Here is a 13805-nt window from a genome sequence, read left to right on the forward strand (position 1 = left end):
CACCTTGTTTCGCTATACAAAATTAATGCTGGGGCATATGCCCGAATTTACAAAAAGGAGAAAAGCAGATGAAAACAGCATTAACAATCGCAGGGAGCGATTCCTGCGGAGGCGCCGGCATTCAGGCGGACATTAAAACAATGACCATGAATGGTGTTTATGCGATGAGCGCTGTAACGGCACTTACTGCGCAGAACACGACCGGCGTAACAGGTATAATGGAGGTAACGCCTGAATTCCTTGCCATGCAGCTTGACGCTGTGTTTACGGATATACGTCCCGACGCAGTCAAGACAGGTATGGTATCCTCCGACAAGCTGATACGTATCATCGCGGAAAAGCTTCGTCAGTACAAAGCAGAAAATATAGTTGTGGATCCCGTAATGGTAGCCACCAGCGGTTCAAGGCTTATTGCCGAGGAGGCTGTGGAAACTCTGAGATTGGAGCTTCTCCTCGTCGCTTCCGTGGTAACGCCGAATATCCCCGAAGCCGAGATACTTGCGGATATGAGCATAACCTCGGACAAGGACATGATCACCGCCGCTGAGACCATAGGCAGGAAATACGGCTGTGCAGTGCTCTGCAAGGGCGGCCACAGTCTCAATGACGCCAACGACCTGCTCTGGAACAACGGAAATATAACATGGTTCAGAGGCAAGCGCATAGACAATCCCAATACTCACGGCACAGGCTGCACACTTTCCAGTGCTATCGCTTCAAATCTGGCTAAGGGCTTCGGTCTTGAGAAGTCCGTGGAGCGTGCCAAGGAATACATATCAGGAGCTCTGGCGGAAATGCTTGATCTCGGAAAGGGCAGCGGCCCTATGGCTCATGCCTTCGCACTGACCGGCGAATTTTCAAAAACAGCTGAATAATGAGCATCAAAGCTCGGAAAAAATATATTTATCGGAGGAAATTATCATGAAGAATTATTATACACAGATGGAAGCGGCTAAGAAGGGCATCATAACTCCCGAAATGAAGATAGTCGCTGAAAAGGAATATATCGACGCAGAGGAGCTCCGCGCACTGGTTGCTAAGGGCGAGGTTTGTATCCCCTGCAATATCAATCACAAGTCCATATCTCCCGAGGGTATCGGTACAAAAATGCGTACCAAGATAAACGTTAACCTCGGTATCTCAGGTGACGCAAAGAACTACGACGTTGAGATGGAAAAGGTAGATATGGCGCTTAAATTCGGCGCTGAGGCTATTATGGACCTCTCGAACTACGGTAAGACAAATACCTTCCGTCAGGCCCTCATCGAAAAATCACCTGCTATGATAGGTACTGTCCCTATGTATGACGCTATCGGCTATCTTGAAAAGGACCTCCTTGAGATAACTCCCCAGGACTTCCTCAGAGTTGTCCGCGCTCATGCCGAGGAGGGCGTTGACTTCATGACTATACACGCAGGTATCAACCGCCGTGCAGTTGAGGCCTTCCGCAGAGACAAGCGAAAGATGAACATCGTTTCACGCGGCGGTTCTCTGCTCTTTGCATGGATGATGATGACGGGAAATGAAAATCCCTTCTATGAATACTACGATGAGGTGCTCGATATCCTCCGTGAATTTGACTGTACCATCTCACTGGGAGACGCTCTCCGTCCCGGCTGTATAGACGATTCCACCGACGCCGGCCAGATCGCCGAGCTCATTGAGCTGGGTGCCCTTACCGAAAGAGCATGGGCAAAGGACGTTCAGGTAATGGTAGAAGGCCCCGGACATATGGCCATGAACGAGATCGCTGCAAATATGAAGCTTCAGAAGCGCATCTGCCACAATGCTCCCTTCTACGTTCTCGGACCTCTGGTAACGGATATATTCCCGGGCTACGATCATATCACCTCTGCTATCGGCGGTGCTATCGCTGCTGCCAGCGGTGCTGACTTCCTGTGCTATGTTACTCCCGCAGAGCATCTCCGTCTTCCCGATACAAACGACGTTAAGGAAGGTATCATCGCAAGCCGCATAGCCGCTCATGCTGCCGATATCGCAAAAGGCGTTCCTCACGCTACAGACAGGGACAACGCTATGGCTGAGGCCCGTCATGAGGTGGACTGGGACAAGATGTTCGATATTGCAGTTGACAGCGAAAAGGCAAGAGCTTATTTCGAGAGCACTCCCCCTGCTGACAGACACACCTGCTCAATGTGCGGCAAAATGTGTGCTGTAAGAACTACGAATATGATCCTCAACGGCGAAAAGGTCGAATTCTGTTCTGAGAAGTAATATATGAATCATGGCTGAAAACAGCCATTCGGGCGCACTATATGTGCGCCTTTTTTATTGACAGAAGTCTGATTATATGATATAATCAATTATGTATTCAATTGTATATTCATTTGTGTATTCATTTATTAGGGGGAAATGTTATATGCTTATGAGCCGGAAAGCGTTCTGCGATCTTGATCCCGGCAAGCAGGCCATGATAGGATTCTTTTTTATCCTGTCGGTGCTTTGCGTCATCGCTGCCGTGGTCTATTTAATACATCGTATCCTGACTTATCTCTGCTTCGCAAAAAAGATAAGCGCAAAGATACTATATGCCGAGAGGATCACCCTGCCCACAGGGCAGATCATGGCTCTCTTTACCTGTTCCTATACCTATAAGGACAAGGTCTAAAAGGCAAGAGTGGAAAAATACGGCAAGGAAACTGAATGTAAAAAAACGACTGAGATCGTCATTGATTCAAGGCATCCGCGGAAAGTGCTCTATCCCCAGGGAAAGATACTCTCCACCATCGGCCTTATCCTGCTGCTTACAGGCGGTTCTGTGCTGTTCTACTATATGTTTGAAAGCTTATACAATTACTATTGCTGAGCTGCGGCTGTCTGATAAATGATAGTTATTAAATTTTAATATCCAGCGGGACGGAGATAATCCGTCCTTTTTTTTGGCGCAAATACACTGAAAAACAATGTGTCTGTAATGGCTGCGGATATTCTCCGCGGCCTTTATCACCCCTTTCACTTATACACCGAAAATCACAAAAATTCAACGGAAAACCATTGAATTTCAAAATAAAAAAATCCAGAATTGTTATAGTGCACAATCAAGGCATGGATTTATTGTATAAAACGCACGGTAAAAAATCCTTCTCACGAAAAATGTTTCTTTTTCTCTTGATTATAATGTGTAAAGGTGTTATAATATACTTTATGGTCGGCGTGGACTAATGCAGCTTTTCTGCGTCCGAACATAAGAGTTTTCAGTAACTTGTACTTTTGTTTTTACATTATATCTATAACACACGGCGCCCGGCGCTGTGCAGAAAGGAATATAAACATGAAAAAAGTCATAATAATCGGTGCAGGCCCCGCAGGTCTTACAGCTGCCTATGAGCTTCTCAGGGACGGCTCCGATGAGTATCAGGTCACTGTCCTTGAAGAGACAAATGCTATCGGCGGTATCTCCAAAACTGTCAACTACAAGGGAAACCGTATGGATATGGGCGGCCACCGCTTCTTCTCCAAAATACCAGAGGTAAATAAATGGTGGAACGAAATGCTCCCTGTCCAGGGCGCTCCATCCTCAGATGACAAGTACCTCAAGAGACACGTGAACGTTGAAGAGGGCGGCCCCGATCCTCAGAAGGAAAACCGCGTAATGCTGAAAAGGCACAGGGTTTCGCGTATACTCTTCAATGATAAATTCTATGACTACCCTGTATCACTGAAGCCCGAGACTATAAAGAATTTCGGCTTCCTTACCACTGTAAAAGTAGGCTTCAGCTACATCGGCGCCGCTCTTCACAAGCGCCCCGAGACAAATCTGGAGAACTTTTATATAAACTGCTTCGGCAAGGAGCTGTACTCCATGTTCTTCGAGTACTACACCGAGAACCTCTGGGGCAGACACCCCAGCGAGATCGACGCTTCATGGGGAGCTCAGCGTACAAAGGGACTCTCTATCGTAGGTATCATCAAAGACTTCTTCGGCAAGCTCTTCAAGGTTAAGAACCGCAAGGTCAATACCTCCCTTATCGAGGAATTCAAGTACCCCAAGCTCGGCCCCGGCCAGCTCTGGGAGGTTACTGCCGACGAGGTAAAGAAGCTGGGCGGAAATATCATCATGGAAGCCGCTGTGAAGAAGCTCCGTAAGAATTCCGATAACGTTATAACAGGTGTTACCTACGTCAAGGACGGTCAGGAAATCTCTCTTGACGGTGACTGTGTTATCTCCTCAATGCCTGTCAAGGATCTCGTTGCAGGTATGAACGATGTTCCCGAGGAGGCTGCACGTATCGCAGCAGGTCTTCCCTACCGTGATTATATGACTCTCGGTGTCCTCGTTCCCAAGCTCAAGCTGAAGAACAAGACCACCATGAAAACAGTGGGCAATATAGTTCCCGACTGCTGGGTATACGTTCAGGACAGGCGTGTCAAAATGGGACGCTTCCAGATATACAACAACTGGTCTCCCTACATGGTAAAGGATCTCGGCCATACCGTATGGGTAGGTCTGGAATACTTCGTATCTGAGGGCGATAAGTTCTGGAACATGACAGAAAAGCAGTTCTCCGATTTCTGCGTAAAGGAAATGGTAAAGCTGGGTCTCATCGACAGCGCCGACGAGGTTATCGATACCCATATGGAAAAGGTAAAGAAGGCTTATCCCGCTTACTTCGACACCTACGAGGAAATGGACAAGCTCATCGCTTACCTCGATACCATCCCCAATCTCTACTGCGTGGGACGTAACGGTCAGCACAGATACAATAACATCGACCACTCTATGGTAACCTCCTTTGAGGCCGTAAAGGCAATCAAGAGCGGAAGCTCAGATAAATCTGCCATCTGGAACGTCAATACCGAAAAGGAATACCACGAGGAGAAGCAGAAGTAATGGAAGAGATCAAGCAGATCATCCGCGACAAGCAGTTCAAAAAACTCTTCGTTGGCGATACCGATAATACCCTGATCCAGTTTTTCCGTTACCTTTTCGTCGGCGGACTGGCCTTTGTCGTCGATTTCGCACTGTCATACATACTGTTCAGGTTCGTTTTCGGCGAGCAGAAGGAGTTCGGCTGGATCGCCAATTCCCTCTCTTTCATTGCAGGTCTTGCTGTAAACTACATTATAAGCACCTGCTGGATCTTCAAGAATTCAAAGGTTGAAAACAAACTTGTTGAGTTTATAAGTTTTGCGGCTATCGGCGTTGTGGGACTTCTCATAACAATCGGCATTACCAAGCTCTTCGAGTTATGGCTGGGCGATACCACAAGCCTTTTCCAGATAATCGCCAAGGTCGTTTCAACTGCGGTCTCGTTCCTGTGGAACTTCTTCGCAAGGAAGATCCTGCTCTATACAAAAAAGGAAAAATAATATTTCGTAAGGGGGCGAAGGTCGCCCCTTACCTGTTTACGGAGGATAGCTCATGGACAATGAACTAATGAAAAACGATACCCCAAATATCCCCCATGAAGATGAGTCGGCAGGTATTGCCGAAACTGCAGCTGAGGAAGCTCAGGAGATTCTTGACTTCACTGAAGCTCCTGCCGTGGAGGCTCAGGAGATTCTTGACTTCACCGAGGCTCCTGCTGAGGAAATTCAGGAGATACTCGACTTCACCGAGGCTCCTGAGGGGGAGCTGACAGAAGCTGACGCAGCCACGGCTGAACCCGCAGAGGAAACTGCCGTCAATTCCGATGGGGAAAACCACTTCTCAGAGGAGATCTCCTCATTTGAGGACAGCACAGAAGAAGCCTCAGAGGCTCCAAAGGACAAGTACCGGCTTGATATCCTGAAAAAACTGATACTCCTGGTTCTCTCCGCTGTTGTCTTCATAGGAGTTTCTGTTTCGGTTGTATATTATATCACTACAGGCTCTAAAGGCGAATTCCACGCCGACTGCACGGATACTATCATGTGGGCGGAGGCTTCTGTGGAAAGCGGTCATCTGTATGACAAGGACTTCTCCTATGCCTGCTTCCTGCCCATAAGTACAAATACCATCATGATACCGCTGATAAAGATATTCGGCTTCGGTATGAAGGCTCATACCTATGGTATGCTCGGCTTCTTTATCCTTCTGGCTCTGTTCATGGTGCTGATGCTGCGGGAGATCACCGACAGCCTGCCAGCAGGTCTGACAGGTACCGCGCTGTTTCTCTCCGTTACTCTGTCTTCTCAGAAAATGCGTGAGATATTCTGGGGACATACCATTTACTATTCCCTCGGTATCCTCTTCCTGGTGATCGGCGCTTTCCTGTATGCGAGACTGCTGCGCAGCAACAGCAAAAAACAGCTCCCTGACGATAAAAGATCAGAGGGAACTGTTATCCATAAGGTATTCGTATTCATATGCATCTGCGGTTTCATGCTGCTTACGGGCATGGACGGCATCACAGGCTTCACTCTCTTCGTTATCCCCTTTGCAGGTGCCGTTTTCGCGGAACAGTTCATTAATCACGACAACAAACTCCTGAGCGGCAGGACCTTCATGTCTGCTTTCTGTGCAGTAATGTTCATGATAATGGCCGTTACAGGCAATCTCATCAACACAAAGCTCCTGGGCGGGCTCAGGGCAAGTTATCAGGACGCCAATTCCGAGTTCTCCGCTATGGACAGCTGGCTTGAACATTTCCAGAAGCTGCCCTTCGCCTGGATCAAACTTCTCGGCGTAAAGGATCTCCCCGATGTTATGTTCACGGAAAAAAAGGGAATTCCAAATCTGATATACATTCTTGCTGCAGTCATGACTGCTGTTCTCCCCATAATCGCTACCTGCTGCTATAAAAAATACGGCAACGACCTCAAAGGCAGACTGATGCGTATATGGGTATGGATGCACTGGGCTGTCACCGCTGTCGTTCTTATGGGCTACATCTGCGGTATACTCGCTATGGCTGACTGGCGCACAGTCCCCATGATAGGTACATCTCTCATACTCAGCATATCCTTTATATTATGGGCTGTCTCGGAAAAGGAGAGCATTTCCCGCTTTGCTGTTGTCCTGGCTGTCCCCATAATAGCCGCAGGCTTACTGAACTGCAAAGAAACTCTCAAGGTCAAAAAGGACTGCTATAAGACAAATGTTCAGTACCAGCTGCTGGATTTCCTCAGAGAACAGGAAGTCACAAAGGGATATGCCACCTTCTGGAACGCAAATTCCATTACTCTCCTGTCCGACGGTGATATACGCGTCAGCGATGTTATCGTCAATACAACAGGCGTTACGCACCGCAGATACCAGTCCTCGGATAAATGGTATGTCACCGATCCCACTCAGAAGGAATACTTCCTGCTGCTCTCATCTTACGAATTCGACGAATTCTCAGTCTCGGACAGCTACATTCAGCACCCTCCATTCCGTATCGCCGAGACCTGTATAAACGGTATCACCTATAAGCTGCTGGTATACGATCATAATATCGTCTGACCGCGGTAAAACTGTATAAAAAAGCCTGAATCAGCTGCCTCAGGCTTTTTCTTTTACTGATAATTCTTGAAATACAATCCGCCGTACAGACTGAACATCAGCTTTTTAATGAACTTTACGTCCGATGTGCCGCCTGTAAGTATATAGTTCTTTGCTATACTGTTCATGCCGCTGGCTATGAAGTCTACTATGAATATCCTGCTCTCATCGGATACGTCGCTTATAAAATACCTGCATTCCATAAGCGAACTGTACTGCACATCATACAGAAAATGTATCATGTCGTTGCGTACAAGCAGGCTGATTATGTGCTTCTTATCTACGATATACTTGCTGTATCCCTCGCAGAAGCTCCTGAACATGGCGGAATGACACGTATTGCTCTTCTCCTCGGGAAGAAAACAGCAGTTGTTCTTCAGCTCGTATATTATTACGTTTTCCTTTGTTCCGAACAATGAATAGAAAGTCTGTCTGGATACCTGCGCTTCACGGCAGAGGTCGCTTACGCTTATTTCACTGAAACTCTTCTCTTCAAGCAGTCTCAGCAGAGCTTCCGAGATAAGTTTCTGAGACAGAAGTGCAGATTTGTTGCTCCCTTGATACATTGACAAAATACCTCGCTTTGTAAAAGTTGATCCAAGTGCCTTGACAATTGTCAGATACTATGATAATATTATAACAAGAGGACAGACATTTGTCAAGTCCCATTAATCATTATTACGGAGGTCACTTTATATGGCACAGATTACTAAGGAAACTAAGATCGGCGAGCTCCTTCAGCTGGACAAGGACGTTTCTCCTATCCTCTTCAGCATTGGTATGCACTGTCTCGGATGTCCTGCTTCTCAGGGCGAGACCATCGAGGAGGCTGCTATGGTACACGGCGTCAATGCAGATGAGCTGGTAAACGCTATCAACCAGAAGCTGGCTGAATGATCACTTTTTCAACTTTAAAACGATCATTATAATAAAGGAAAAGACACCTTTCAGGTGTCTTTTCTTTTTATCATTATTCTGCGGCGGGAGCTTCCTCTTCAGCGCCTGCGTCTGTACGTCCGTTGACAAGCTCAACTATCCTGTCACCGTATGCCGCGCATTTATGCGAGTGGGTTACCTGGAGTATGGTTATCCCCTTCTCCTTGTTTATCTCGGAGAAGAGCTTCATTATCTCAGCACCTGCATTGGAATCAAGATTTCCTGTGGGCTCGTCGGCAAGTATTATCTCGGGATCGCCGATAACTGCCCTTGCTATGGCAACTCTCTGCTGCTGTCCGCCCGAAAGCTCGGAAGGCTTTGCCTTGCGCTTTTCGGTAAGTCCTGTTATGCGCAGTATCTCTGTGAGCTTTGCTTCCATCTCTGCCTTGCTCTTGCCCTGCACGCTTGAGGGAAGAAGGATATTGTCCTCAACATTGAGGTTCTGAACAAGGTTGTAGAACTGGAATATAAAGCCTATCTTGTCAAGTCTCATTGCGGAAAGATCCTTTTCCTTCATCTTTCCGATGTCCATGCCGCATACCGAAATATTTCCGTTGAAATATCTGTCAAGTCCGCCTATGAGATAGAGAAGTGTTGACTTACCGCTTCCCGATGCACCCATAAGTGATACGAATTCGCCTTTTTCTACTGTCAGTGAAGCTCCGGAAAGGACCTTTGTCATATTCTCGCCTTTGCCGAAAGCCTTATATACATTGTTTACTTCTATTACATTAGCCATTGTACTTTCTCCTTTATTCGTATTTCAGCTGTGAAACTACGTCCATCTTCTTCAGAGCTCTTATCGGGAAGAGCGATACAAGTACGAATATGCCCCAGAGGAATATTCCGTAAATTATACACCTTATCCATGGTACCTCTATGGGCATTACCTGCTGGAGAAGATCCATAAGGCGCATGAATACGTATGACATCGCTATACCTATCGGCACCGCAAACAGCAGCGCGGTACCTGCCGAGATCATATTCTCTATAAGGAACATCTTGGACAGCTTGCTCCTTGGCATTGCTACTGATGTCATTACAGCGCACTCACGCTTTCTTCCTTCGAGTCCGATGAGCTGGTTGCTTACTACGCCGATAAAGGTAAGTCCCACACCGATGAGTATGAGCATATTCAGGATAGCTGTCAGAGTAGCATTTGCTATGGCTCTCTGCATATTCATTTCCTTTGTTGTCAATACCTGGGCGATAAGGTCTGCCGAGTGATCCTGTATCGTCTTCTTGATTCCCTTGGGATCATCGCCCTTTATGAACATATACATGGGGTGATCCTTGTACATCTCCTTGTACACATCTTCGTTGATAACTACTGCATTGCCTGCAGCACAGCAATAATCGGTGGTTACTGTACCTGTTATCTTCATGGTCTTTTTCACAGGGAGATAGCCTTCGGTCATGAATGTAAGATCAACGGTGTCGCCTTCCTTCAGCTTGTACTTCCTGAGAAGCAGTCTGTCAAGGCATACCTCGTCGGCTCCGATATTTACGAAATTCCCGTCAAACATCTCTATGAGCTCTTTTCCGCCGTCAGGCCAGCCGTAAACTATCGAATCGTACTTATCGTCGTTGAATGTGACCTTGTCCTGTGTGAAATAGAGGAACTCGGTCTTTTCAACGCCTTCGAGCTGGTCTACGTAAGAAAGCATATCGGATTTTGTTCCGCCTATGATATTGATAACATCGCAGTTGAATATCTGGCGTCCGTTGATAGCCGAAAGTGAATGTGAGAAAATATATATTACTATGGCGAGAGCTGCTGCTGTTACACAGAGCACCGAACTTCCTACGGTACTCTTCTTCGCGCCTGCCTCAACTGCGCCAAGGTGTGCTATGGGGAAATTGAGCTTTTCAAACAGCTTTGCAAGAAGCTTTGCGATAAAACGCTCAACATGGTTGAACAGTAAGGCTACGCCTGCAATGATGCAGACAAAGCATATCATTGTCAGTATAAAGCTTTCATTGAAGAAGAATGTTACCGCAGCTGCTGCAAGGAGGAGAACTCCCACGATAGTTGCGATCCTGCTGGAACGGTATTCCGTTTCCTTTGTATTGAAGATAATGTCTCTGATCGGCGTCTTGATCGCCTTTATAGTCTCCTTGATAGGACAGAGGCATTCGATCAGTACTGCTCCGGCGATCACGATGAAGATCAGATATGCTTTGGGGGCGGGCACCTCCGGCTTTATAGCGTCCTCAACGCCTATGAACATCGAATTGAAGAAGGGCTTCTTTACCAGCAGATAAAGCAGTATTCCGAGGATTCCTCCTATCAGTCCGAAAAATCCGTTCTCAAAGAGAAGTGCTGTGGTGGTCTTCCGTGAGGAGATACCGAGACTTCTGAAGGTGCCGACTACCGACATCTTGTCAACTATCATACGCTCTGATACAGAAATGGTAACGAATATTACCAGAAGCATACAAAGAGCAAAAAGAACGAAGAACAGCCTTGTCAACAGGTCGAGTGCCTGCTGTACGTCCTCACTTTCAAGATAGTTTATTATATTGGCTGTGGGGTATTTGTCCTTGAAGAACTGCTCTGCCTTTGAGATCTCCTTGTCATCCGCTACGTCTACCAGTATTGAGGTGATCTCTATATTTCCGCCCTTGGAAAGCTCCTTGACGTCTTCGAGGTCGATAACGATGATGCTTTCGTCAGTGAAGACTCCCTGCTTCTTTTCAATGCTTGCTACCGTGAAATCAACAGCTACGTCATTATCACCGTGAAGGGTTATAGTATCGCCTACCTTATAACCGTATTCATCTGCAAAGTTCTCGGGGATAGCAGCCTTCTTGCCGCCGAGCTCCAGCTCCTTGCGGACAAGGTTCATCTTCTTTGCCGCGGGAATGTCGATACTGTACACCTCAAGGCTCTTACGGTTGACATAGGCATAATCCGAGTCTATATGCCTGTCAAATGAGGTGTATTTCGATGACGACTTCACATAAGTACATTCGGGAGCTCCGTCTGCAAAATCATCGCCAACAGGGCTCTTTGTGATTATATTGAGATCGGTGTTTCCCATCATCGACGAAAGTGTGCCTCTCAGCATATTCCTCAGTGAACCGCTCATATCAAAGCACAGCATTGCTGTAAAGCTGCATATCATTATACAGAGAATGAGCAGCAGTGTTCTGAACTTATGAGCCCAGATGTTCTTGAATAAATGTTTGAATATCAGTCTCATCGCTTACCACCTGCTTACCCTTTCCTCGGGAGCAACGTACATTCCGTCGCCCTCCTTTATATCGTATACTTCATTGAACTTCTTATTCGAGGCAAGGACAGCATTTACACGTATCTTCTCGGGACTGTGTTCATCAGTCTTGAGTCTTTCGATACCGCTGGAATCCACTGAAAGAGAACACCATGTCTTTGCATAGCTCTCAAAGAGCTTCTTCAGCTCTTCCTTATCGTCAAGTATATTTGTGACACATTCAACGCCGCTGAGATCGGCATAATTCTCTCCATTGGTAAGCTTTCCGTCAACATGGAATACCTCCATGATGGTATATTTGCTGTAATAATCGGTAAGAACGTCTGCACGCTCGTCAAGTATCTTCTTGTCTTCCTCTCCCAGCCATGAAGGATCGTATTTTCCTTCGGGTGAGAAATTGATGCAGTTGGAGTCGAAGGCATGACCTATCTCATGTCCCATAACTGTACCAAGTCCGCCGAGATTTGCGGCATGGTCGCCCTTGGGATCAAACATGGGCGGCTGCATGATGGCTACGGTGACATTTATGGTATTGCACGGGAGATACTGTGCGTTTACATCCGTAGAAAGCATCATTGCCTTCATTCTGTCCATGGGCGATGAAAGCAGCTCCAGCTTATCGTCCATGACTTTTCTGGTCAGAGCCTTATCGCTCTCGTAAAGGCTGCTGCCCACAAGCTTTGCGTCCTTGGCATTGACCTTATGAGGCTCGGGAGCTGTTATGAGCTTGATTCCATCAAGCTTTTTCCTGAGTGCCTTTCTTGTATCCGCAGATAACCAGTCGGCATTGGCAATGAGCTCGCGGTAGCTGCCTATTATCTCATCGAACATATCATGTATTCCCTTGTCAAGCTCGGGAGTATAATAACGCTCGGTATATATCTCGCTTACCTGCTTTGAAAGGTAATTCAGTACCACTGAGGCTGCCTGATCATCCTCGGCTTCCTTGCTCTTCGGGAAGTAATCCGAAAGGATCTCGCTGCTGTCAGGTATAAAATAACCCATCGAAGAAATGTATGTGGAATAGATATAGGCCTTCCATTTATCAAGATTCTCGTCTGTAAAGAGCTCGTTGATCTTCTCGCACTGTCCGCGGTCTATCACATACAGACCGTCTGCCCTGCTCTTTGCGTCAGCACAGAATACATCGATAAGAGACACATCAAGATTTGAGAAGATGCTGTCGAACTCCTCAAAGCTCGTCTTTTCCAGAGCAAGAAGATGACCCATATCGTTCGCGCCTTCAAAATCAGTATTGTTTGCAATGTCCATGCCGATGTATACCATCTGTCTGCCCTTCTCATCGGCAGTATCATAGTCGTCGCCCTGTATCCTGAACATATCCCTTGCGATATTGTTCGGAGCCTCACATTTCGATATCTCATCGTGAATGGACTCAAGACTGGTTCCGAGGAAGCTCTGCATGGGATAAAGGTACATAGCATATCTGCTGCTGTCCTTATAATCGTGCATAACTTCAAACTGGAAAATGGACGGAGATCCGTAATTCAGTGTAAGATCGCCGTAAACAGACATGAGCTCGCTGATGTTCCCGGCATTGAGTATCCTGTCACAGTTTGCCATGATCTCCTTTTCAGCTGTTCCGTCGTCCTTATAGCTTATAGCCTGGGCATAGATATCATGAATAAGCTGTTCGTTGGTACCCGGAGCATACTTTTTGTCTGACTTTCCGATCTCCTTTACGATCTTCTCGGATGGACTTTCATCAGATTCATCCATAAACACTGATGTGCCGTACTGACCGTAAGGTATCTCGGCATCCTTCAGAGTGGCATAATTGACATATCCGTAGAAGTCATCCTGAGGTCTTATATCCCCGTCAGTCTTTTTTTCATCTGCCTTCGCCCCGTCGGCAGAACCTTCGTTGCCCTCGTCATCTTCTGAAAGAACGCTGCTGCTTGTGCTGCTGTTCTTCTTGCCTGACAATGAACATCCTGCCGAGCTCGCAGTTACTGTCAGCGCAAGAAGAAACGAAAACAGTTTCATGTGTTTCTTCATTTCAATCCTCCAATAATTATTACGTTATATAATGTGGCTAAAATATAGCGCAATATTAATTATACATCTTCGGACAGGGGTTGTCAATTATTTCACAGCTTCATCCTGCACGTGTGTATATATACATTATATACATTATTCACTTATTTGTCAAGCCTTTATCAAAATATTTTTCCTGTTCTTAAAAA

At 46.6% G+C, this 13805-nt stretch carries 12 protein-coding genes; 8 read left to right on the forward strand and 4 right to left on the reverse strand.

Translation table 11 applies throughout. The features are described from left to right. Positions 1-68: 68 nt before the first annotated feature. The 7 genes from thiD (at position 69) to RF007C_RS05370 (ending at position 7387) form a co-directional block, all read left to right on the forward strand. Positions 69-875 carry a bifunctional hydroxymethylpyrimidine kinase/phosphomethylpyrimidine kinase gene (gene thiD, locus RF007C_RS05340; RefSeq protein ID WP_037297877.1) on the forward strand — a complete coding sequence of 269 codons (807 nt, stop codon included), beginning with the start codon at positions 69-71 and terminating at the stop codon, positions 873-875. A gap of 46 nt (positions 876-921) precedes the next feature. Next, positions 922-2235 carry a phosphomethylpyrimidine synthase ThiC gene (gene thiC, locus RF007C_RS05345; protein WP_037297879.1) on the forward strand — a complete coding sequence of 438 codons (1314 nt, stop codon included), beginning with the start codon at positions 922-924 and terminating at the stop codon, positions 2233-2235. A 145-nt stretch (positions 2236-2380) separates the two neighbouring features. Further along, positions 2381-2629, forward strand: coding sequence for a hypothetical protein (locus RF007C_RS05350; protein ID WP_037297882.1), 249 nt, complete (start codon positions 2381-2383; stop codon positions 2627-2629). Between the two features lie 9 nt (positions 2630-2638). Further along, on the forward strand, positions 2639-2827 hold the full coding sequence (locus tag RF007C_RS05355; RefSeq protein ID WP_037297885.1) for a hypothetical protein: 189 nt from the start codon (positions 2639-2641) through the stop codon (positions 2825-2827). Between the two features lie 465 nt (positions 2828-3292). Next, positions 3293-4852 (forward strand): NAD(P)/FAD-dependent oxidoreductase, encoded by a 1560-nt coding sequence (locus tag RF007C_RS05360; protein WP_037297887.1) that lies wholly within the window; start codon positions 3293-3295, stop codon positions 4850-4852. Continuing rightward, positions 4852-5331, forward strand: a complete 480-nt coding sequence (locus RF007C_RS05365; protein WP_019678212.1) for a GtrA family protein — start codon at positions 4852-4854, stop codon at positions 5329-5331. The genes RF007C_RS05360 and RF007C_RS05365 overlap by 1 nt, the downstream gene beginning before the upstream one ends. Positions 5332-5383: 52 nt before the next feature. Beyond that, on the forward strand, positions 5384-7387 hold the full coding sequence (locus RF007C_RS05370; RefSeq protein ID WP_037297889.1) for a hypothetical protein: 2004 nt from the start codon (positions 5384-5386) through the stop codon (positions 7385-7387). Positions 7388-7440: 53 nt separating this feature from the next. On the opposite strand, the gene RF007C_RS05375 is transcribed toward RF007C_RS05370, so the two are convergent. Beyond that, positions 7441-7992, reverse strand: a complete 552-nt coding sequence (locus tag RF007C_RS05375; RefSeq protein WP_019678214.1) for a TetR/AcrR family transcriptional regulator — start codon at positions 7990-7992, stop codon at positions 7441-7443. A gap of 130 nt (positions 7993-8122) precedes the next feature. Between RF007C_RS05375 and RF007C_RS05380 the strand changes: the two genes are divergently transcribed. After that, entirely contained in the window at positions 8123-8323 is a 201-nt protein-coding gene (locus tag RF007C_RS05380; protein WP_019678215.1) for a DUF1858 domain-containing protein, read from the forward strand. Positions 8324-8396: 73 nt separating this feature from the next. Here the strand turns inward: RF007C_RS05380 and RF007C_RS05385 are convergent, their stop codons facing one another. The 3 genes from RF007C_RS05385 to RF007C_RS05395 are packed head-to-tail and all read right to left on the reverse strand — an operon-like array spanning position 8397 to position 13617. Next, positions 8397-9101 carry an ABC transporter ATP-binding protein gene (locus tag RF007C_RS05385; protein WP_037297891.1) on the reverse strand — a complete coding sequence of 235 codons (705 nt, stop codon included), beginning with the start codon at positions 9099-9101 and terminating at the stop codon, positions 8397-8399. Positions 9102-9114: 13 nt separating this feature from the next. Beyond that, positions 9115-11568, reverse strand: a complete 2454-nt coding sequence (locus RF007C_RS05390) for an ABC transporter permease (RefSeq protein WP_037297893.1) — start codon at positions 11566-11568, stop codon at positions 9115-9117. A 3-nt stretch (positions 11569-11571) separates the two neighbouring features. Next, entirely contained in the window at positions 11572-13617 is a 2046-nt protein-coding gene (locus RF007C_RS05395; RefSeq protein WP_037297895.1) for a M13 family metallopeptidase, read from the reverse strand. Positions 13618-13805: the final 188 nt, after the last annotated feature.

Origin of the sequence: Ruminococcus flavefaciens 007c (assembly GCF_000571935.1) — a bacterium.
Classification (GTDB): Bacteria; Bacillota; Clostridia; order Oscillospirales; family Ruminococcaceae; genus Ruminococcus; species Ruminococcus flavefaciens_F.